This is a genomic window from Streptomyces sp. NPDC046900 (genome assembly GCF_040644975.1).
Taxonomy (GTDB): domain Bacteria; phylum Actinomycetota; class Actinomycetes; order Streptomycetales; family Streptomycetaceae; genus Streptomyces.
Window position 1 is genome coordinate 54,982 of record NZ_JBEYXD010000016.1, and the last position, 21,423, is coordinate 76,404.

Sequence of the window (21,423 nt, forward strand, 5' to 3'; positions counted from 1 at the left end):
ACTACAAGTTATACATCGTCCAGCGGTGCGGCCCTACGGTGAGTGGCGTACGTGACGTCGCACCTCAGGAAAGACTGCCCGTGAACGCCGAATCCCCACTCACCACCCCCTTCCACTCCCACGCCACGGCCGCCGAGGTGATCGACGGCGTGGACCTCACCGGACGCCGCGCCGTGGTCACCGGCGGCGCCTCCGGTATCGGCACCGAGACGGTCCGTGCCCTCGCCCTCGCCGGCGCGGAGGTCACCGTGGCCACCCGTCGTCCGGAGACCGCCGAACCGCTGGTCCGTGAACTCGCCGCAGCCCCTGGTGCCGGATCCGTGCGGGCCGAGGCGCTCGACCTGGCGGACATCGACTCCGCCCTGGCCTTCGCGCGGGCGTGGCGCGGCCCGCTGGACATCCTCGTGGCCAACGCCGGGATCATGGCGCTTCCCACGCGACAGCTCAGCGCAGAGGGCTGGGAGCTGCAGCTCGCCACCAACTTCCTCGGTCACTTCGCCCTGGCCGACGCCCTGCACCCCGCGCTGCGCGCGTCGGGCTCGGCGCGCGTCGTGGTCGTCAGTTCCGGGGCCCATCTGAACTCGCCCTTCGACTTCGACGACCCGCACTTCGAGCGGCGTCCGTACGACCCCTGGGTGGCCTACGGGCAGTCCAAGACGGCCGATGTGCTCCTCGCCGTGGGTGCCCGCCGGTGGGCGGACGACGGCATCACGGCCAATGCGGTCGCCCCCGGCTACATCCTCACCAACCTCCAGCGCCACCTGGACGACGACACCATGCGCTCGTTCGGCGTGATGGACGACGAGGGGAACCTGACTCCGCTGCCGTACTACAAGACCCCGGCCCAAGGCGCCGCGACATCCGTGCTGCTGGCCGCATCGCCGCTGGTCAAGGGTGTGACCGGCCGCTACTTCGAGGACAACCAGGAGGCACCGGTCGTATCGGACGGCGACAACCGGGCCGGCCGGGTGGCCGCTCACGCCCTCGATCAGCAGGCGGCGGACCGGCTGTGGGAGCAGGCCGCCGACGCTGTACGCCGCTGACGTCCGCCCGCGGGGAGCGGAGCCGGTGAGGCGGCGGTGCGGGACGCGTGCGCCCGCACCGCCGCCTTCAGAACAGGCCCGCTCCCTGTTCGAAGTCCAGCAGGCGCCTCTTGCGGTCGAGGCCGCCGCCGTAGCCCGTCAGACCGCCGCCCGCGCCGATCACACGGTGACAGGGGACGACGATGCCGACGGGGTTCTTGCCGTTGGCGAGGCCGACGGCGCGTGAGGCGCCGGGATTGCCCAGGACGTCGGCCAGTTGGCCGTACGAGCGGGTCTCGCCGTAGGGGATCCGGGACAGCTGCTTCCAGACGCTGCGCTGGAACGGCGTGCCGTGCAGGCGCAGTTCGAGGGTGAACTCCTTCAACTCGCCCGCGAAGTAGGCCCGCAGCTGATCGATCGCCTCCCCGAATGGGGCGTCGTCCGGCTCGCCGAAGCTCTCCTCGGGTGGGCGGTGGCGCTGACCGACCATGTACAGGCCGCACAGGACGCCGTCGTCGGCGACGAGGGTGAGCGGACCGTAGGGGCTGTCGATGACCGTGTACTGCTTCATGGAACGTCCTTACACAGGCAGGAAATTGATGGGGTGGCCGTCGGTCGCCCAGAGGTACTGGACCGCGTACGCCCGCCAGGGCCGCCAGGCCGCCGCCCGGGCCGTGAGCGCGGCCGGGGTGGACGGCAGGCCCAGCCCCTGGGCCGCGCGCCGGATGCCGAGGTCGGTGGGGAGGAAGGCGTCGGGGTCGCCGAGGGCGCGCATCGCGATCACATCGACGGTCCAGGGGCCGAAGCCGGGCAGCGCGAGCAGGCGGGCCCGGGTCTCCTCCCAGTCGCTCTCCACGCCCAAGTGGATCTCCTTGTCCGCGAGCCGGCGGACCAGGGTGGTGAACGTGGTGCGGCGGGTGCGGGGCATCGCGAGCGACTCGGGGTCGAGCGCGGCGAGCGCGTCGGGTGCCGGGAAGAGGTGGGTGAGGCCGCCCTCCGGGTCCTCGACCGCCTCGCCGTGCGCCGTGACCAGACGGGCCGCGTGGGTGCGGGCGGCGGCCGTGGACACCTGCTGGCCGAGGACGGCCCGTACGGCGAACTCGTCCTCGTCCACGGTGCGCGGGACCCTGCGGCCCGGGGCCTTGTCGACCAGCGGTGCCAGCAGCGGATCGGCGCGCAGCTGGTCGTCGACCGCGACGGGATCGGCGTCCAGGTCGAGCATCCGGCGGCAGCGGCTGATCGCCACGGGCAGGTCGCGCAGATCGCTCAGGGTCAGACGGCAGCCGATATGGTCGGGCCGCGGTGTCAGCGCCACGATCCCGTGGCCGTACGGCAGCCGGAGGGTGCGCCGGTAGGCGCCGTCGCGCCATTCCTCGACGCCGGGTACCGCGGTCGCGGCGAGGTGGCCGAAGAGGTTGTCCGGGTTGAGCGGGGCCCGGAAGGGCAGCCGCAGGGTCAGGACGCCCGGTGCGATCGCCGTCGTCTTCGGCAGGCGGGCGCGCAGTTCGCCCGGGGCCAGCGCGAAGACCTCGCGGACGGTGTCGTTGAAGGAGCGGATCGAGGAGAAGCCGGCCGCGAACGCGATCTCCGCCATCGGCAGCGCGGTCGTCTCGATGAGGAGCCGGGCCGTCTGGGCGCGCTGCGCCCGGGCGAGCGCGAGGGGTCCCGCACCCAGCTCGGCGAGGAGCTGGCGCTCGATCTGGCGGGTGCTGTAGCCGAGGCGCGCGGCCAGCCCGGGCACCCCCTCCCGGTCGACGACGCCGTCGGCGATCAGCCGCATGGCGCGGGCGACCAGGTCGGCCCGCTGGTTCCAGGCGGGCGAGCCGGGGCTGGTGTCCGGGCGGCACCGCTTGCAGGCCCGGAATCCGGCCTGCTGGCAGGCGGCCGCGCTCGGGTAGAACGTCATGTTCTCCGGCTTGGGCGGCACGACCGGGCAGCTGGGCCGGCAGTAGATCCGCGTGGTCAGGACGGCGGTGAAGAACCAGCCGTCGAAGCGCGCGTCCTTCGACTGCACCGCGCGCACGCAGCGCTCCCTGTCGGTGTGCATCCCGTTCCGCATGCGTCCAGCATGGGTCATGACCGGCGGCCGGGCTGGCGGAAATCCGACATGTACGTGAGCCTACCTGGCACTGTCCCGATCGCCAGCCGGCGCCGGAACGGGCCGCGGTGCGTCCCGGCCGAGGGTGTCCGCGTCAGTCGACGTGGGCGGCGAACGCCTCGTAGGCCCGCTCGTCGAAGAGGACGAACCGCACCTCCACGACGTCGGTCGCCACGCTCCGCACGGTCTCGACCGCGATACGGGCTCCGTCGTCCAGCGGCCAGCCGTAGACACCCGTGGAGACGGCCGGGAACGCGACCGTCCGGGCGCCCAGTGTGTCGGCGACCCTGAGGGACTCCCGGTAGCAGGAGGCCAGCAGCTCGGAGCGGTCCTCGGTGGCGGACCAGACCGGGCCGACGGTGTGGATCACCCACTGTGCGTCCAGTTCGCCCGCGGTCGTGGCGACCGCCTGGCCGGTGGGCAGTCCCTTGCCGTAGTGGGAGGCACGCAGTGCGCGGCACTCCTCGAGGATCGCGGGCCCGCCGCGCCGGTGGATCGCGCCGTCCACGCCTCCGCCGCCGAGCAGCGAGGAGTTGGCCGCGTTGACGATCGCGTCGGCGCTCTGCCGGGTGATGTCGCCCAGCACCAGGGTGAGACCGGTCATGTCGCTCTCAGCCTCCTCCAGACGGCCTTCGCCGCGTTGTGCCCCGACATGCCGTGAACTCCGGGGCCCGGCGGGGTGGCCGAGGAGCAGATGAAGACGGCCGGGTGGGGGGTGTTGTACGGGAACAGGGACGGTTTGGGGCGCAGCAGGAGCTGGAGACCGGACACCGCCCCGGAGGCGATGTCGCCGCCGACGTAGTTGGCGTTGCGGGCGGCCAGTTCGGGCGGGCCCGCGGTGGCGCGGGCGAGGACGCGGTCACGGAAGCCCGGCGCGAAGCGCTCCAGCTGGCGTTCTATGGCATCGGTGAGGTCTCCCGTCCAGCCGTTCGGCACATGGCCGTACGCCCAGAAGACGTGCTTGCCCTCCGGCGCCCGGGTGGGGTCGGCGACGCTGGGCTGAACGGTGATCAGGAAGGGTTTGTCGGGGGCGCGGCCCTCCCGGGACGCGGCGCGCAGGGCATGGCCGATCTCCGCCTTGTCGGCGCCGATCTGGACGGTGGTCGCGACACGCGGTTCCTTCGCGGTCCAGGGCACGGGGCCGTCCAGGGCGTAGTCGATCTTGAAGATGCCGGGGCCGTACCGGAAGCCGTCGTAGTACCGGCCGAGGCCTGCGATGCGGGCCAGGGCGGTGGGCGAGGTGTCGAAGATATAGGCGCGCGCCGGGGGCAGGTCGTCGAGGCGCTTGACCTCGTAGTCGGTGTGGACGGTGCCGCCGAGGTCCTTGAGGTAGGCGGCGAGGGCGTCCGAGACGGACTGGGAGCCGCCGCGAGCCACCGGCCAGCCGCGGGCGTGCGCGGCCAGCGCGAAGACCAGGCCGATCGCGCCGGTGGCGAAGCCGTCGAGCGGGGCGATCACATGGGCGACGAGACCGGCGAACAGGGCTTTCGCCCGCTCGTCGCGGAAGCGGCGCATCAGCCAGGTCGACGGGGGCAGCCCCACGAGGCCGAACCGGGCCAGGGTGACCGGGTCACGAGGGAGCGCGGTGAGCGGCAGGGACATGAAGTCACGGGCCAGGGTGTCCCAGCGGCCGAGGAAGGGCTCGACCAGCCTGCGGTAGGCCCCCGCGTCGTGCGGCCCGAACGAGGCGGCCGTCTCGGCGACGGAACGGGAGAGCACCGCGGCGCTGCCGTCGGGGAAGGGGTGCGCCATGGGCAGCTCGGCGTGCAGCCATTCGAGGCCGTAGCGCTCCAGGGGCAGTGCCCGGAAGGCCGGCGAGTTGATACCGAGGGGGTGGGCCGCCGAGCACGGGTCGTGCCGGAACCCGGGCAGCGTCAGCTCCTCCGTCCGGGCGCCTCCACCGACGGTGTCGCGGGCCTCGAAGACGGCCACGGAGAACCCCCGGCGGGCCAGCTCCACGGCGGCCGTCAGTCCGTTGGGCCCCGCTCCCACCACGACCGCATCGTGCATCGACGGCACCTCGGACTCCTTCGTCAACCGACGCCCACAGGCATTCAGGATATGCCGGGGCACTGACAGTGCGGGGGTGCGGGTGGCGGCCGCCGGATCCGGCGGTGACGGCGATGTCGGCCCGGACGCAAGGGCGTTGCGGGCGCTACCGGGTTCAGACGCCGCCCGACAGCAGTCCCACCACCCGCCGGGCCGTGGCCTCGTCCCTGGCGGCGGTGAACGGCAGGGCGTTGCCGCCGGTGATGCGGAACGGCTCACCCGTGAGGGTGAGGTGGGCGCCGCCCGCCTCCTCGACCAGGAGGATGCCCGCCGCGTGGTCCCATGCCGCTTCCCAGGAGAAGGCGGTGGCGTCCAGCAGACCCTGGGCGATCTTCAGGTACTCGAGGCCCGCGGACCCGCACGAGCGCGGGCGTATTCCCTCGGTCTGCAGGCCGAGGAGCGCGCGCTTCTGCTCGTCCGTCGTGTAGTACGGGTGCGAGGTGGCCACCTCCAGGTCGCGGCCCGGGGCGGGTGAGCCGGAGCGCAGGCGTACGCCGTCGAGGAAGGCGCCCTGTCCCCGTACGGCCGTGGCGAGCTTGTCCTGGGCCGGTGCGTAGGTCCACGAGGCCAGCAGGACGCCGTCCTGCGCGAGGGCGACCAGCGTGCAGAAGCCGAGGTCGCCGTGGACGAACTGACGGGTGCCGTCGACCGGGTCGACGGTCCAGACGGGCTCGCTGCCCCGCACCGCCTCGTACGTCGCCGGATTGGCGTGGACCGCCTCCTCGCCCACCACGACCGAGCCGGGCAGCAGCTTGACGAGCGCCTCGGTGAGGTAGGCCTCGGCCTTGCGGTCGGCGTCGGTGACCAGGTCGTGCGGGCCGCTCTTCTCGTCGATCTCGTCTGCGGCGAGCCGGCGGAAGCGCGGCATGATCTCGGTGGCGGCCGCCGTGCGGACGGCCTCCTCCACGTCTGACGTGCGATGAGCGAGAAACTCGTCGATGGTTTCAAAGCCTTCGATCATGCGTCCATGAGAGCACGCGATGCTGACAATCCCCCCCGGCCCGGTGTACCACCGGTGGAATCCGGATGAATTGGGGACTTCGTTGATCGGGACGCGGGCACGCTCGATCGCCCGTCGCCACCGAGGTAACCGGCCCGGCCGCGCCACCCCGGCCCGGCAGCGCGACCTCGGCGGCCCGCCGCTCCCGCCTAGCGGCCGACCGCGTACCCCTGCATCCCGCGCGGATTGGCCGCGGCGGACAGCACCCCCGTCCGCGGATCCCGGGCCACCGCGCACAGCCGCCCCTCGGACCAGGCGCCGCCGACGGTCACGTCATGGCCGCGCCGGCGCAGCTCCTCGACCACCGTGGAGTCCATGCGGGACTCCACGGTGACGCTGCCGGGGCGCATACCGCGCGGGTAGAAGGAGCCGGGGAAGCTGTCGTTGTGCCAGTTCGGGGCGTCGATGGCGCCCTGCAGGTCCAGCCCGCCGCGGACCGCCGGGAGCAGGGCGGCCGCCAGGAAGAAGTGCGTCTGCCACTGGTCCTGCTGGTCGCCGCCGGGCGTGCCGAACGCCAGCACCGGCACACCGTCGCGCAGCGCCATCGTGGGGGTGAGGGTGGTCCGGGGGCGTCGGCCCGGGGTGAGGGAGTTCGGCAGCCCCTCGTCCAGCCAGCTCATCTGCAGCCGGGTGCCGAGCGGGAAGCCCAGCTCGGGCACGACCGGGTTGGACTGCAGCCAGCCGCCGCTGGGCGTGGCCGCGACCATGTTGCCCCAGCGGTCGACGACGTCCAGGTGGCAGGTGTCGCCGCGGGTGGTCCCGTCGGCGGCGACGTCCGGTTCGCCGGGCACCGGGGAGGCCGGGCTCTTGGCGACCGTCGGTTCGCCGGCCCCCATGGGGTCGAAGCCGGGGTCGTCGGCGGCCACCACGCACGCGTACTCGCTCAGGCGGGGAGCGCGGCCCCCGGGCGCTCCGGGGCGCAGCTCGTAGGAGGCCTTGCCGCCGACGAGGTCACGCCGCCCGGCGTTGTAGGCGTCCGAGAGCAGGTCGTCCAGCGGCACCTCGGCCGCGTCGCCGTACCAGGCCTCGCGGTCGGCCATGGCGAGCTTGCAGCCCTCGATCAGCAGGTGGACATAGTCCGCGGAGCCGTAGCGGGGCAGCTCGGGCGGGAGCAGGGCGAGCTGCTGGAGCAGGGCCGGGCCCTGGCTCCAGGGGCCTGCCTTGCACACCGTCCAGCCGTTCCAGTCATAGGTGGCGGGCCGCTCGTAGGAGGCGGACCAGGAGGCCAGGTCGTCGGCGGTCAGGGTGCCGCTGTGGCGCTCTCCGCTGGTGTCCATGGTGCGCCGCCGCGCCTGCCGCACGAGCGCCTCCGCGATGAAGCCCGACTTCCACACCCGCCGGGCGGCCTCGATCTGCGCCTCCCGGTCCCCCGCCCCGGAGACCTCGGCGAGCAGCCGCTTCCAGGTGGCGGCCAGCGCGGTATTGCGCAGCAGCTCACCGGGGACGGGTGCCTTCCCGTTCGGGAGGTACACCTCGGCCGAGGAGGTCCACTCCGTCTCGAACAGCTCGCGGACGCTTTCGACGGTCTCACCGACGCGCTCCACCGGCGCGTGCCCGTGCTCGGCATAGCCGATGGCGTACTTCAGGACATCGGCGAGGGGCTTCGTACCGTGGTCGCGCAGCAGGAGCATCCAGGCGTCGAAGGCGCCGGGGACGGCCGCGGCGAGGGGTCCGGTGCCGGGCACGAGATCCAGACCGAGTCCCCGGTAATGGGCGATCGTGGCCCCCGCGGGTGCGACGCCCTGACCGCACAGCACCCGTACCTCGCCGCCGGCGGGGGCGAGCAGGATCGGGACCTCCCCGGCGGGTCCGTTCAGATGCGGCTCCACCACGTGCAGCACGAACGCCCCGGCCACTGCGGCGTCGAAGGCGTTGCCGCCGTCCTCCAGCACCGCCATGGCCGACTGCGAGGCCAGCCAGTGGGTGGAGGAGACCATGCCGAAGGTGCCCTGGAGCGTGGGGCGGGTGGTGAACATCGGAAACCCCTCACTGTTCGCCGTCCGGTGCGGCGATCGTACGCACCCCCGGTACGACCAAGACAGCACCTGCCCTTTTCATCCCGATATGCCTGCTTGACCGCAGGTGGCCGGGGTATTCGGAAGACATGAACCAGATGCACCGGAACAGCGGAATGAGCGGGGCCTGGGACGACCGCTACGGAGCCCCCGCGGCATCGTCATGGAGGCCGAGGGTGGAGCAGGGCGGGGTTCCGCCGGGCGAGACCCCACCGGGCGAGAGCAGCATCGAAGAGGCCGTTCCGCAACTGGAGTACCAGCGGCAACGAGGCTGGGCCATGGGGCCACTGATCGCGATCATGATCGTGACCGTGCTGGTGGCCGGGTTCTTCCTGGCGTACGCCATCTCGCTGATGGTGTGAGCGGCACCGCCCCTGCGCCGCTGACGAACCCGACTCGCAGAAGAGGACGAGCCGGGGGGATGACGTACGCCCGACGGCCGGGCGATGACCCGCCTACGACGGCCAGGGCAGTGACCCGCCTACGACGGCCAGGGCAGTGACCCGCCTACGACGGCCAGGGCAGTGACCCGCGTACGACGGCCGGGGCGATGACCCGCGTACGACGGCCGGGGCGATGACCCGCGTACGACGGACCGGAGCCACGCCCCTCGGACTCCGGACCGCCTCCGCGACTGCGCGGCACGCAGAGCCCGTTCAGGTCCTGACGGCGAGGACAAAAGCGGCACACCATGGCAAGGACGTACAGACCTCACGGCCCGTCAACAGCCGTCCGCTGTCACCGAGCAGGCACGGAGCGAGTTCGCACTTCCGCCTCACGGGCAGTCATGTGAGACTGGCGTCCCGTCCGCAGTGTGGACCCACACTCCGCACCGTCCCCCACGAGAGCGCCCGTGCAGTCTCTTCCTCTGCCGCTCGCCCTGACCGCACGCCTGCTGCCGGTCGCCGTCCTCGCCGCGGCGGGCTGGTCCCTGTCGTCCGGGCCGCTCGCCGCCGCCCCGGCCACCGACCAGAAGACGGCGCAGGGGACCCCGAGCACGCAAGGCACCCAGAGCACCGGGGGCGCCTCCACCACCGCCACCGCGCCGGCGGCCAAGACCTACTCCGCCGCGCCGGCGCCGTGCGGCGCCGTGGCCACCAAGACGATCGAGTCGCTCGTCCCCGGCGCCAAGACGGCCGGGAAGGAGATCCCGTCGACGGACAAGTCCGTCCGGCGCACCTGCTCCTGGAACGCGCTCAAGGGCTACGACTACCGGTGGCTCGACGTCTCCTTCGAGATCACCGGCTCCAACGCCCAGGCGCAGAAGTCGTACACCGAGCGGACCACGGAGAAGAGCGGCGGCGGCGCGGTCCCCGGCCTCGGCGATTCGGGCTACTCGGTGGTGAACCTCACCACCGAGGACAAGCAGCAGACCCGTGAGGGCGTGGTGCTGGTCCGCGTGTCCAACGCGCTGGTGTCCATCACCTACAACGGCAGTGACTTCGAGACGAAGAAGGCGCCGAGTACGGACGAGATCAACAAGGGCGCCATCAAGGCCGCCAAGGACGCGGTGGCCGCGCTGGAGAACGGCCAGACGAAGGGCTGACCGTCCTCCAGCGCGGGCCGGGTCAGGCCGCGGTCCTCTCCCGTCCCCGCAGCAGCATGAGCACCACGTACAGCACCAGCGACGTACCGAGGCCGACCGCCCAGCCGTAGTCCGCGAGCGGCCTGAGGGCCGGGATGGGACGTCCGTCGACCAGCGGATGGAAGTCGGCGCCGCCGATCGCCAGGACGCCGCCCACCACGAAGGCGACGACGGCCCGCCAGTTCCAGCCGCCCTCGTACCAGTAGCGCCCGCCCGAGCGGTACAGGTCCCCGAGGACGAGGGAGCCGCGGCGCAGGATCCAGTAGTCGGCGATGAGGATGCCCGCCACCGTGCCGAGCAGTCCGCCGACCAGGCCGAGCCAGGTGAAGATGTAGCCCTGCGGGTCGGAGTACAGCTTCCACGGGAAGATCAGCACGCCGAGCACGCAGGTGGCGAGGGCGCCGGTGCGGAAACTGATCCTGCGCGGCGCGATGTTGGAGAAGTCGAACGCGGGCGAGACCAGGTTGGCGGCGACGTTCACCGACAGGGTCGCCACCAGCACGGTCACCAGCGCGTAGAGCAGACCGGCCACGTTGTCCGTCTTGGCGGCCAGCTGCACCGGGTCCCAGATCGGCTGGCCGTACACCGCCTGCGAGCCGGACGTCACCAGGACCGACAGGAAGGCGAAGAGGGTCATCGTGGTCGGCAGGCCGAGCGCCTGGCCCCTGGTCTGCGCCTTCTGGCTCTTGCCGTACCGGGTGAAGTCCGGGATGTTCAGCGAGAGCGTGGACCAGAAGCCGATCATGCCCATGAGCGAGGGCCAGAACAGCTTCCAGAAGGAACCGCCCCAGCCGAGCTTGGAGGGCTGGTCGAAGAGCGGGCCGAAGCCGCCGGCCTTGCTGCTCATCCACCAGAGCATCACGAAGGCGCCCACGAGGACGAACGGAGCCGCCCAGTTCTCGAAGCGCCGGATGGTCTCCATGCCCCGGTAGATGATGGCGACCTGGATCGCCCAGAAGATCGCGAAGGACAGCCACATCGTCCAGGCGTAGCCGCCGACCGTGGACGCGTTCGCCCAGCTGTCGCCGATCAGCTTGCCGGCGAGGAAGTAGATCGCCTCACCGCCGATCCAGGTCTGGATGCCGAACCAGCCGCAGGCCACCAACGCCCTTACGACAGCGGGGAGGTTGGCGCCGCGCACACCGAAGGAGGCGCGGGCGAAGACCGGGAAGGGGATCCCGTACTTGGGTCCCGCGTGCCCGGTGAGCAGCATCGGGACCAGCACGATCACATTGGCCAGGGCGATGGTGAACACCGCCTGCTTCCAGTCCATGCCCACGGCGATCAGGCCCGAGGCCAGGGTCCAGGACGCCGTGTTGTGGGCCATGCCGACCCACAGTGCGGAGAAGTTGTACGTGGTCCAGGTGCGCCGTGCGACGGGGACCGGAAGCAGGTCCTCGTTGGCGTACTGACCGGTGGGCTGCGCGGAGCCCGGGGCGAACTCCACCCGCCCGTCAGGGCCGGTGACTTGGTCGGACAGCGGTATGGCCGTAGGAGCCGTGTCGGTCATGGGCAGGCCAATCATGAGGCGGGACGGGAAAGGCCGTGGGGGTGGCGTAGCCGATGGGGGGTGCGCCCCGGCAACGAAGGCACGGGAGCGCCCTGGCCCCTTCCCGGGGGAGCGAGAAGGGGACGAGCGAAGAGGGCCGGTGGAAGGACCCTTGTGGGAACTAGCCGTTGACGGCGGGGATGACCTGACTCCCGTACGCGTCGATGACGGCTTCCTGAGCGTCGTGCATGTCGTAGACGGCGAACTGGTCGACCCCGAGGTCGCGCAGCGCGTTGAGCTTGTCGATGTGCTGCTCGGGCGGGCCGATGAGGCAGAACCGGTCGACGATCTCGTCGGGCACGAACTGGGTGTCGGGATTGCCGCTGCGTCCGTGATGGGAGTAGTCGTAGCCTTCGCGGGCCTTGATGTAGTCGGTGAGTTCCTCGGGTACGGCGGCGGAGTGCTCGCCGTACTTGGCGACCAGGTCGGCCACGTGGTTGCCGACCATGCCGCCGAACCAGCGGCACTGCTCACGGGCGTGCGCGAGCGCCTCGGGCGAGTCGTCCTCGGTGACGTACGCCGGGGCCGCGACGCAGATCTTGACCTCGGACGGATCGCGTCCGGCGGCGACGGCCGCGTCCTTCACGGCCTTCACCATGTACTCGGTCAGATACAGATCGGCGAGCTGGAGGATGAAGCCGTCCGCCTCCTCCCCGGTCATCTTCAGGGCCTTGGGGCCGTACGCGGCCATCCAGACCGGCAGTTCGGCGCCCGGCTTGATCCACGGGAACCTGATCACCGTGCCGCCGAGGTCCGCCTCCTCGCCACGGGCGAGGGCCCGGATGACCTTCATGGCCTCGCTGATGCGGGCCAGGGTGTTGGGTTTGCGGCCCGCGACGCGCATGGCCGAGTCACCGCGGCCGATACCGCAGATCGTGCGGTTGCCGAACATGTCGTTGAGGGTGGCGAACGTGGAGGCCGTGACCTCCCAGGTGCGGGTGCCCGGGTTCGTCACCATCGGACCGACCGTGAGCTTCTGGGTGTTCGCCAGGATCTGGCTGTAGATCACGAACGGTTCCTGCCACAGCACGGCCGAGTCGAAGGTCCAGCCGTAGCGGAAGCCGTTGCGCTCGGCGCGCTTCATCAGGCTGACGACCCGCGATGCCGGCGGGTCGGTCTGCAGGACGAGTCCGAAGTCCATGGGCGCCACTCCTAGTTGAGGTACTGACAGGTGGAGCGCGGGGTGTAGACGCCGTGGCCCGCGTGTCCGGTGAACTCCCGGTCGGTGATGACGGGCTCCCCGCGCGAGAGGACGGTCTCGACCCGGCCGGTGGTGCGCTTGCCCTCGTACGCCGAGTAGTCGACGTTCATGTGGTGGGTCTCGGCGGACATGACCTGCTCGGCGTGCGGGTCGTAGATGACGACGTCGGCGTCCGCGCCCGGGGCGATGGTGCCCTTCTTCGGGTAGAGCCCGAACATGCGGGCCGGGGCGGCGCAGGCGATCTCGATCCAGCGGCGGCGGGAGATGTGCCCGTCGACGACGGCCTGGTGGAGCAGGTCCATACGGTTCTCGACGCCGGGCATTCCGTTGGGAATCTTCGAGAAGTCGCCCCGGCCCAGCTCCTTCTGGCCCACGAAGCAGAAGGGACAGTGGTCGGTGGAGACCACCTGGAGGTCGTTGGTGCGCAGCCCCTTCCACAGGGCCGCCTGGTGCTCCTTGGGGCGAAGCGGCGTGCTGCACACGTACTTCGCGCCCTCGAAGTCCGGCTCGGCGAGGTTGTCGGTGGACAGGAAGAGGTACTGGGGGCACGTCTCGCCGAAGACGTTGAGTCCCTCGTCCCGTGCCCTGGCCAGCTCGGCGACCGCCTCCTGCGCCGAGACGTGCACGACGTACAGCAGCGCGCCGGCGACCTGAGCGAGCTTGATGGCGCGGTGGGTGGCCTCGGCCTCCAGCAGGGCCTTGCGGACCTCACCGTGGTAGCGCGGGTCGGTCTCGCCGCGGGCCAGTGCCTGTTCGACCAGCACGTCGATCGCGATGCCGTTCTCGGCGTGCATCATGATCAGGCCGCCGTTCTCGGCGGAACGTTGCATGGCGCGCAGGATCTGGCCGTCGTCGCTGTAGAAGACGCCGGGGTAGGCCATGAACTGCTTGAAGGAGGTGACGCCCTCCTCGACCAGCAGATCCATCTCCTTGAGCGTCTCCTCGTTGACATCGGAGACGATCATGTGGAAGCCGTAGTCGACGGCGCAGTTGCCCTCGGCCTTGGCGTGCCAGGCGTCCAGGCCCTCGCGCAGGGTGTGGCCGACGCTCTGCACGGCGAAGTCCACGATGGTCGTGGTCCCGCCCCAGGCGGCGGCCCGGGTCCCGGTCTCGAAGGTGTCGGAGGCGAAGGTGCCGCCGAACGGCAGCTCCATATGGGTGTGGGCGTCGACGCCGCCCGGGATGACGTACTTGCCGGTGGCGTCTATGGTCCGCTCGGCCGTGAAGGCCTCGGCGGCCGGGGTGCCGGTCGCGGCGAGGGCGGCGATGCGGCCGTCCTCGATCAGGACGTCGGCGTGGATCTCGTCGGACGCGGTGATGACGAGGCCACCGCGGATGACGGTACGAGTCATGCTCACCCTCCGGGCGTTGACGGCGGTCGTGAGAAGTGCGGGTTGTCTGTGGCTTGTCGCGCCCACGCGGCGGAGCCGCATGCCGGGCCTGCCCCGCGCCCCTCTTCAGGGGCGCGGGGGTACCTTCGCCCGTTACGGCGCGGTCAGCGGGCCGTACGTGCCCGGGGCGCGGTCGCGGTAGAACTGCCAGCGGTCACGGACCTCGCGCAGCTTGGCCAGATCGAGGTCGCGCACGACGAGCTCGGTCTCCTTGTCGCTCGCCACCTCGCCGACGAACTGCGCCTCGGGGTCCACGAAGTACGAGGTCCCGTAGAAGTCGTTGTCGCCCAGCTCCTCGACGCCCACCCGGTTGATCGCACCCACGAAGTACTCGTTGGCCACGGCCGCGGCCGGCTGCTCCAGCTGCCAGAGATAGCCGGAGAGGCCGCGCGAGGTGGCCGACGGGTTGAACACGATCTCGGCGCCCGCGAGGCCGAGGGCCCGCCAACCCTCCGGGAAGTGGCGGTCGTAGCAGATGTAGACGCCGATCCGGCCCACCTTGGTGTCGAAGACGGGCCAGCCGGAGTTGCCGGGACGGAAGTAGAACTTCTCCCAGAAGCCCTTCACCTGCGGAATGTGGGTCTTGCGGTACTTGCCGAGGTACGAGCCGTCGGCGTCGATCACCGCCGCGGTGTTGTAGAGGACGCCGGGCTGCTCCTCCTCGTACATGGGCAGCACCAGTACGATGCCCAGCTCCTTCGCCAGCGCCTGGAAGCGCTTGACGATCGGGCCGTCCGGAATCCGCTCGGCGTACTCGTAGAACGCCGGGTCCTGGACCTGGCAGAAGTACGGCCCGTAGAACAGCTCCTGGAAGCACAGGACCTGAGCACCCTGCGCGGCCGCGTCGCGGGCCGCCTGCTCGTGGACCTGGATCATCGATTCCTTGTCGCCCGTCCAGGCGGTCTGGAAGACGGCGGCACGGATCACTCTGCTCATCGGGACCTCCGGTCGCTCGGTGTGCGGTGAGCTTAGGAAGCCGTGCGGGCCGCTTTGAGTTGCACCGTGTCACGTCTGCGGGCGCCCTGCGTTGCACGGTGTCAACCCCGCTCGTACACATTGGTTTCCCGCACTTTTCCACGGTGTTTCACCCCTGTTGGGCGTCGTGCGCGAGCAGCGCGATGTGCACGGAGGCGGCCTGTTCGAAGTCGTCGAGATCGACCCCGAGGCGGGCCTGGATGGCCTCCAGCCTGCGGTAGAGGGCGGGACGGCTGACGTGGTGGAGCTGGGCGGTGCGGGACTTGTTGCGGCCGGTGGCGAGATACGTCCGCAGCACCGGCAGAAGCTCCTGCTCGGCGTCGCGCCCGCACAGCAGTCCGTCGAGTTCCCGCTCGGCGAAGGACTGGACGTGCGGGTCGTCGCGCAGCAGCCGGATCAGGCCGCGCAGATGGACGTCCCTGAGCCGGACCACCGGCGGCAGGTCGAGCGCGGCCGAATGCCCGGCGACGGCGTCGGCCACATGCCGGGCCTCGCGCAGCCCGGCGGGTACGTCCTCCCAGGCGGCACGCGCGTCGGCCGCCGCGACGACCGTTCCGCCCGAGACCGACTCCGTCCTCAGCCGGGCGGCGAAGTGGGCGGTAAGCGCCTCGGCGTCCTGGTCGCGGGGGAGGCTGAGCAGCACGGCGGTGGCCCCGTCGGCGAGTTCGGCGACGAGCCCGGAGAGCCCGAGCAGACGCAGCATCCGGTCCAGATGGGCCGGGTCCCCGTCGCGGACCACGAGCGGGACGAAGGTACGGCGGTTGACGGGCAGTCCGGCGGCACGCGCCCGCGGCAGCAGCTGACGGGCCGGCACCACGCCGAAGACGAGGTCCGTCAGCAGGCTCTGGGCGGACTGCTCCTCCCAGCTGTGCACCGAGCCGCCGAGCATGCGGTGCAGGACGAGGGCCTCGGCCGCGCGCTCGGCGAGGAGGCTCCCGATAGGGCTGTCGCCGCGGTAGCCGCACAGCACGATCCGGCCCCAGCGCTCGCCGCGCCCGCCCAGTTCGGCGCGGACCCAGCCGTCGCCCTCGGTGCCGCCCGCCTGCCGGGCGATGCGCTCCCAGTCGCGCAGCACGTCGTCCACCGCGGACCGCTCCCCCGCCGTCGCGAGCACGCGGTGCGCGAGGTTGGCGAGGATCACGGGACAGCCGGCGTGCACGGCGATCTCGTCGAGCAGCCGCTGCAGCGGGGCGCAGGCCGTGATGAGTCCGGTCAGCGCCGTACGGACGGACTCCGACAGGCTCACGGCCGCGAAATTCCGCCGCACGAGCCGGGACTGGACCTCCTCGGTCAGTTCGGCGAACGGGAAGGGCCGGTGCAGGACCACCATGGGCAGTCCGCAGCGTTCGGCCGCCCGGCGCATCACGTCCGGCGGCGTGGGGAAGGCGCGGCCGAGTCCGAGGACGACGGCCGCGGCCTCCGCGCGGTGCAGGGAGCGGATGTAGTCGGTCTGCTTGTCCTCGTCGCCGGCGAGCAGCACCCCGGTGGTCAGGACCATCTCGCCGCCGGTGAGCATCACCCCGACGTCGGCGGCCTCGGCGACGTGCACCCAGCGCACCGGCCGGTCGAGGTTCGCCGCGCCGGCCACCACCTCGGGCTCTCCGGCGAGCACCCGGTCCAGCGTGAGAACCTGGCGTACCGACAGGGCGGGTTCCAAGGCGGTGGTCATGGCTGTCTTCCCTTGCTCTGGTCTTACCGAAGACACCTCGTGACGGCGCTGTCGAGGGGCTGGACCATCAGTGGACGCTCGCCAGGGCTCGCTCGAGGATCGCGGCGCCCTCTTCGGCCTCCGCGACGGTGAGCGTGAGCGGTGGGGCGACGCGCAGCACGCTGGTGTTGTGGCCGCCGCCCTTGCCGATCAGCAGACCGCCCTCGCGGGCCGCCTCGAGCACCGCGGACGCCGCGTCCGGGTCGGCCTGGTCGGTGCCCGGCCGCACCAGCTCGACGCCGATCATCAGGCCGCGTCCGCGCACCTCCCGTACGGCCGGCAGCTGCGCGGCGACGGCCCGCAGGCGCTCCAGCAGCAGCCCGCCCACGCGCCGGGCGTTGCCCTGCAGGTCGTGCTCCAGCAGATACGAGAGGTTGGCGAGACCTGCCGCCATCGTGATCTGGGTGCCGCCGAACGTCGAGATGGAGTTGGCGTCCAGGCAGTTCATGATGTCAGCGCGGGCGACGACACCGCCGATGGACATGCCGTTGCCGATGCCCTTGGCGAAGGTGAGCATGTCCGGCGGTCCGCAGCGGCCGTGGGCCTGCCAGCCCCAGAAGTGGTCGCCGGTGCGGCCCCAGCCGGTCTGCACCTCGTCGGCGATCCACAGGATGCCGTGCTCCTGGAGCACGTCGCGGAAGGCCGCGTACAGCCCGTCCGGCGGCGAGGTGAAGCCGCCGACGCCCTGGATGGGCTCGGCGATCAGCGCTGCGGGCGGCCGTGTGTGCCCGAGCAGGTCCTTGAGGTCCTCGACGCAGGCCGCGATGAACTCGGCGTCGCTCAGGTGGGCGAACGGGCCGCGGGTGCGGACGCCGCCGTGGACGTACAGGGTCTGCAGCGGGGACAGCGAGGTCGGGGACCAGCCGCGGTTGCCGGTGATGCCGACCGCGCTGAAGGAACGGCCGTGGTAGCTGTTGCGCATCGCCAGGATCTGGTTGCTGCGCCGGTACGTGGTCGCGAGCAGCAGGGCGGTGTCGTTGGCCTCGGTGCCGGACGTGGTGAAGAAGACACGGGCGTCCGGGATGCCGCTCAACTGGGCGATACGCTCGGCGAGTTCGACCATCGGTCGGTTGAGGTAGAGGGTCGAGGAGTGCAGGATCCGCCCGGCCTGCTCGGTCACCGCCTTGGTGACCTCCGGCAGCGCGTGCGCGGTCATCGTGGTGAGGATGCCGCCGAAGAAGTCGAGGTACCTCTTCCCGTCGCCGCCCCAGACATGGCGGCCCTCGCCATGGGTGATCTCCAGGGGCTCCTTGTAGTAGAGGGCCAGCCAGTCGGGCAGGACGGCCCTGTGGCGGGCGTGCAGGTCACTCACGGCTTCACCAGTCCTTCGTACGCGTCGGGGCGGCGGTCGCGGTAGAACGCCCACTGCTGCCGCACTTCTTCGATGAGATCGAAGTCGAGGTCCCGGACGACGAGCTCCTCCTCCTTGTCGTCGGCGACCTCCCCCACGAACTGCCCACGCGGGTCGACGAAGTAGCTCGTTCCGTAGAAGTCGTTGTCGCCGTACTCCTCCCGGCCGACGCGGTTGATGGCGGCGATGAAGTACTCGTTGGCGACGGCGGCGGCGGGCTGTTCGAGCTGCCAGAGATAGGCGGACAGGCCGCGCGAGGTGGCGGACGGGTTGTACACCAACTGGGCGCCGTTGAGTCCGAGTTGCCGCCAGCCCTCCGGGAAGTGGCGGTCGTAGCAGATGTACACGCCGACCCTGCCGACCGCGGTGTCGAAGACGGGCCAGCCGAGGTTGCCCGGTTTGAAGTAGTACTTCTCCCAGAAGCCCTTCACCTGCGGGATGTGGTGCTTGCGGTACTTGCCGAGGTAGCTGCCGTCCGCGTCGATCACGGCCGCGGTGTTGTAGTAGAAGCCGGACTGCTCGAGCTCGAAGACGGGGACGACGATCACCATCCCGGTCTCGCGGGCCAGTTCCTGCATTCGGGTGACCGTGGGGCCGTCCGGCACCGGCTCGGCCCAGCGGTAGTGCTCGGGCTCCTGGACCTGGCAGAAGTAGGGGGTGTTGAAGACTTCCTGGAAGCCGATGATCTTCGCGCCCTGCCGGGCCGCCTCGCGGGCGTGCTCCACATGTTTGGCGATCATGGATTCGGTGTCACCGGTCCAGGTCGCCTGGACCAGTGCGGCGCGTACGACGTGGGCCATGGTGCCGCTCCTTTGCCTGTTGTCCGCCGCAGGGACGTCAGAGCCTCTACGCCCGTAGACACAGGTGGTAGAGGCTCGAACGTAAGCCTCAGGGACGGCCTTGCCAAGACCATCGTCGTCAACCCGCTGAGTCGATCATGTTTCGCACCCCTGCGGGTGAGTGCCCCGAGGGCCCGCGGGCCGCTCAAGCGGTGAGTCCGGCGACTCTGAGGGCATGGACGAGATCCCAGTGCCTCTGGTCGGAGACCCCTCGGGCCGCCTCCAGAAGCAGCGGGACGAGCCGCTGCGGGTCCGGCGCGGCACTGCGGGCCGCCTCCTCCGGCGTACGGGCACGTACGTATACGTCGAGAAGGGCGCGGACCTCGCGGTGCCGGCGCTCCTCGCTCAGCCCGAGCACGGCCTCGCCGATCTCCCCGGCGGGGCGCACCACGCCCTGGCGGAGCATCTGCTCGCCGTCCGCGGTCCGGTCTGCCGAGGTGAGCGCGTCAGCGGCGGCGACCAGGCCTGCGACGGACAGCGAGGCTGCCTCCCACAGAAGAGTGGTCCAGTCCGCGTGGAGTCCCGCTCGGTGCAGTTCGTCGGCGAGCAGCGGGTAGCGGGCGGGCTGCCAGTGGGCGGCCTCGACGAGCAGGGCGTGCGCCTCGCCGCTGCGGCCCTCCGCGCGTAACCGGGTGAGGGCCGCGACGGTCTCGGCGGTGAGGCGCCGGTCCGTCTCGTCGGGGACGTCCCGGCGTGACGGGGAATCCGCCGGGGGCCCGGCAGCCGTGGCCCCGGCGAAGCGGGCGCCGCGCGGGCCGCGACGGCTCGTGGCGGGCGCGGGCACGGGCACGGGCACGGGCACGGTACCCGCGGACGCCTCGTGTACGTCCATCACGCCGGCGAATCGCGCGCTGCCGCGGGGGCGGCGCCGGGCGCGCTGCTTGACGGGGGCCTCGGACTGCCCGCGCGCCGGGTGGGGCTCTTCGGCGACGGGCGGGTCGGGTGCGGCCGAATCGGCCGGTGGCCGGCCGCCGGCGCGAGAGCCGGACCCGTGCCCCTCGTGGCCGGGCCGGCCGTCCGGCCACACGAAGCCACCACCGGCCCGAGGCCCCGCGGTCGCGAACCCACCGTCGGCCGCGGTGCCCTCCACCCTGGGCGGTTCCCGTCGCGCCTCCACGGAAGGGGCCTGCGCACCTGCGCCGGGACCGCTGGCGTCACTCCCGGCGGGCCGACCGGGTCCGCTGACCGGCACGCCGGACGCATCCCGGCCCTCCGGCCACCGTGCCGGAGCCACGCGGTGGGCCTCCGGCCACTCCGTTCGAACATCGCCCGGGTCACCACGGGCGGCATCGGGCCCACTCGCCGCACGGCCCTCCGGCCACTCCGCACCAGCACCCCTCGGCCCGCTCGCCCCACGGCCTTCCGGCCACCCGCCGCCACCGACCGGGTGGCCCTCGGCGCCCCGGCCGAACACTTCGCCATCCCGGTCCGTCCCGCGCACTGCCGTGCTCGCCGTCTCCCCCGGCCTCTCGCCGTCCACGGGGCCAGGCGCCCGGAAATCACCCGCACCCGGGGAGAGTGGGCCCGAGGCACCCCGGTCGCCGTAGCCCTGCCTCCCGCCCCCGGTCTCCCCCCGCCACCCGCCGTCCACAGCGCCCGCCGCCCGGAAATCACCCGCACCCCGGGAGAGTGGGCCCGAGGCACCCCGGTCGCCGTAGCCCTGCCTCCCGCCCCCGGTCTCCCCCCGCCACCCGCCGTCCACAGCGCCCGCCGCCCGGAAATCACCCGCACCCCGGGAGAGCGGACCCGAGGCACCCCGGTCCCCCTGGCCCTCCCTCCCGCGCACCGCGTCGCCTCCGGTCTCCCTCGGCCGCCCGCCGTCCACGGGGCCGGTCTCCCGGAAATCACCCGCACCCCGGGAGAGCGGACCCGAGGCGCCCCGGTCCCCCTGGCCCTCCCTCCCGCGCACCGCATCGCGCCCGGTCTCCCCCGGCCACCCGCCGTCCCCGGCGGCTGCCGCCCGGAAATCACCCGCGCCCTCGGCGAGCGGACGCGTGGCGCGGTGGTCGGGGGCTTCCATGCGGCGACGGAGTTCCGCGCAGCGGGCCGTGGCGCGTTCGTGGTCGTCGTGGGCCCAGGCCAGGTCGAGACGGAGTGAGTCGGCCTCCTCGCGCGTCGCGGCGGTCTCGAGCCGGCGGCCGAGGTCCGCCTGACGATCGGCCGCACAGCGCTGCTCGCGGAGCATCACATCGAGCCGGTGCTCGAGGGCGTCCCTGCCGCCGGGCCGGGCGTCGTACGCGGCGAGCGAGGCACCGTGCAGCGTCCACGCCCGCTCGGCCTCCCCGGTGGCGGCCTCGGGACCGTATGCCGCTCCGAGGTCGTGCAGCAGCGCCTCCACGACGTCCCAGGGCGGCACTTCCCGCCCGTCGAGGCAGGCCCGCATCCCCTCCGGGTCGCGCTGCCAGAACACTCCGCACCAGCCGCCGCCCTGGTCGAGCCGTGTCAGCAGCGCGTTCAGGTAGTCCGCGAATTCCCGCACCCCGCCCGGAAGTCGATCCACAGCCATCGCCAGCTCCCGCCCGAGTGGACTATCCCGGTCCGGTACAAAACACCAGCTGTGTTACGGATCGGCTACAGGGAGTTTTCAGGCCGCGCCCGGACAACCTCACGGGCGCGTCCCGGGCCCTGTGCGCCCCCGCC

Annotated in this window: 17 protein-coding genes; 3 read left to right on the plus strand and 14 right to left on the minus strand. The window is 71.9% G+C overall.

Features of this window, described 5'->3' with window-relative positions; all coding sequences use genetic code 11:
* The first annotated feature begins 80 nt into the window (after nt 1-80).
* On the plus strand, nt 81-1,043 hold the full coding sequence (locus tag ABZ904_RS18425) for an SDR family NAD(P)-dependent oxidoreductase (RefSeq protein WP_361824333.1): 963 nt from the start codon (nt 81-83) through the stop codon (nt 1,041-1,043).
* A gap of 67 nt (nt 1,044-1,110) precedes the next feature.
* On the opposite strand, the gene ABZ904_RS18430 is transcribed toward ABZ904_RS18425, so the two are convergent.
* The 6 genes from ABZ904_RS18430 to ABZ904_RS18455 form a co-directional block, all read right to left on the minus strand.
* Nucleotides 1,111-1,593 (minus strand): methylated-DNA--[protein]-cysteine S-methyltransferase, encoded by a 483-nt coding sequence (locus tag ABZ904_RS18430; RefSeq protein ID WP_359398193.1) that lies wholly within the window; start codon nt 1,591-1,593, stop codon nt 1,111-1,113.
* A gap of 9 nt (nt 1,594-1,602) precedes the next feature.
* Nucleotides 1,603-3,069, minus strand: a complete 1,467-nt coding sequence (locus ABZ904_RS18435) for an AlkA N-terminal domain-containing protein (RefSeq protein WP_361824478.1) — start codon at nt 3,067-3,069, stop codon at nt 1,603-1,605.
* Between the two features lie 145 nt (nt 3,070-3,214).
* On the minus strand, nt 3,215-3,724 hold the full coding sequence (locus ABZ904_RS18440) for an O-acetyl-ADP-ribose deacetylase (protein WP_359398195.1): 510 nt from the start codon (nt 3,722-3,724) through the stop codon (nt 3,215-3,217).
* Nucleotides 3,721-5,130: an NAD(P)/FAD-dependent oxidoreductase gene (locus tag ABZ904_RS18445; protein ID WP_359398197.1), complete on the minus strand. Its 1,410-nt coding sequence runs from the start codon at nt 5,128-5,130 to the stop codon at nt 3,721-3,723. Before ABZ904_RS18445 ends, ABZ904_RS18440 begins: the two co-directional genes overlap by 4 nt.
* 154 nt (nt 5,131-5,284) lie before the next feature.
* A complete protein-coding gene (locus tag ABZ904_RS18450) occupies nt 5,285-6,130 on the minus strand; it encodes an inositol monophosphatase family protein (protein WP_361824338.1) in 846 nt (281 codons plus the stop codon).
* Between the two features lie 188 nt (nt 6,131-6,318).
* Nucleotides 6,319-8,145 carry a gamma-glutamyltransferase gene (locus ABZ904_RS18455; protein WP_361824341.1) on the minus strand — a complete coding sequence of 609 codons (1,827 nt, stop codon included), beginning with the start codon at nt 8,143-8,145 and terminating at the stop codon, nt 6,319-6,321.
* Nucleotides 8,146-8,273: 128 nt separating this feature from the next.
* Between ABZ904_RS18455 and ABZ904_RS18460 the strand changes: the two genes are divergently transcribed.
* Together ABZ904_RS18460 and ABZ904_RS18465 are read left to right on the plus strand one after the other, a co-directional pair.
* On the plus strand, nt 8,274-8,546 hold the full coding sequence (locus ABZ904_RS18460) for a DUF6480 family protein (protein ID WP_359398203.1): 273 nt from the start codon (nt 8,274-8,276) through the stop codon (nt 8,544-8,546).
* Nucleotides 8,547-9,037: 491 nt separating this feature from the next.
* Complete coding sequence (locus ABZ904_RS18465; RefSeq protein WP_360994547.1) at nt 9,038-9,730, plus strand: hypothetical protein; 693 nt, start codon at nt 9,038-9,040, stop codon at nt 9,728-9,730.
* Nucleotides 9,731-9,752: 22 nt separating this feature from the next.
* Here the strand turns inward: ABZ904_RS18465 and ABZ904_RS18470 are convergent, their stop codons facing one another.
* The 8 genes from ABZ904_RS18470 to ABZ904_RS18505 all read right to left on the minus strand — a co-directional run bounded on the left by ABZ904_RS18470 (nt 9,753) and on the right by ABZ904_RS18505 (nt 21,289).
* Nucleotides 9,753-11,279, minus strand: a complete 1,527-nt coding sequence (locus ABZ904_RS18470) for an NCS1 family nucleobase:cation symporter-1 (protein ID WP_359398207.1) — start codon at nt 11,277-11,279, stop codon at nt 9,753-9,755.
* 160 nt (nt 11,280-11,439) lie between these two features.
* On the minus strand, nt 11,440-12,459 hold the full coding sequence (locus tag ABZ904_RS18475) for a TIGR03842 family LLM class F420-dependent oxidoreductase (protein WP_360994553.1): 1,020 nt from the start codon (nt 12,457-12,459) through the stop codon (nt 11,440-11,442).
* Nucleotides 12,460-12,470: 11 nt separating this feature from the next.
* On the minus strand, nt 12,471-13,871 hold the full coding sequence (gene hydA / locus ABZ904_RS18480) for a dihydropyrimidinase (protein ID WP_361824346.1): 1,401 nt from the start codon (nt 13,869-13,871) through the stop codon (nt 12,471-12,473).
* A gap of 132 nt (nt 13,872-14,003) precedes the next feature.
* Nucleotides 14,004-14,846, minus strand: a complete 843-nt coding sequence (locus tag ABZ904_RS18485; RefSeq protein ID WP_359398213.1) for a nitrilase-related carbon-nitrogen hydrolase — start codon at nt 14,844-14,846, stop codon at nt 14,004-14,006.
* A gap of 148 nt (nt 14,847-14,994) precedes the next feature.
* The gene (locus tag ABZ904_RS18490; protein WP_359398215.1) at nt 14,995-16,554 is read right to left on the minus strand and encodes a PucR family transcriptional regulator; all 1,560 of its coding nucleotides are present in this window, start codon (nt 16,552-16,554) and stop codon (nt 14,995-14,997) included.
* A 67-nt stretch (nt 16,555-16,621) separates the two neighbouring features.
* A complete protein-coding gene (locus ABZ904_RS18495) occupies nt 16,622-17,905 on the minus strand; it encodes an aspartate aminotransferase family protein (protein ID WP_360994561.1) in 1,284 nt (427 codons plus the stop codon).
* Nucleotides 17,902-18,744, minus strand: a complete 843-nt coding sequence (locus ABZ904_RS18500; protein ID WP_359398219.1) for a nitrilase-related carbon-nitrogen hydrolase — start codon at nt 18,742-18,744, stop codon at nt 17,902-17,904. The genes ABZ904_RS18495 and ABZ904_RS18500 overlap by 4 nt, the downstream gene beginning before the upstream one ends.
* 184 nt (nt 18,745-18,928) lie before the next feature.
* Nucleotides 18,929-21,289 carry a hypothetical protein gene (locus tag ABZ904_RS18505; protein WP_361824351.1) on the minus strand — a complete coding sequence of 787 codons (2,361 nt, stop codon included), beginning with the start codon at nt 21,287-21,289 and terminating at the stop codon, nt 18,929-18,931.
* Nucleotides 21,290-21,423 lie beyond the last annotated feature (134 nt).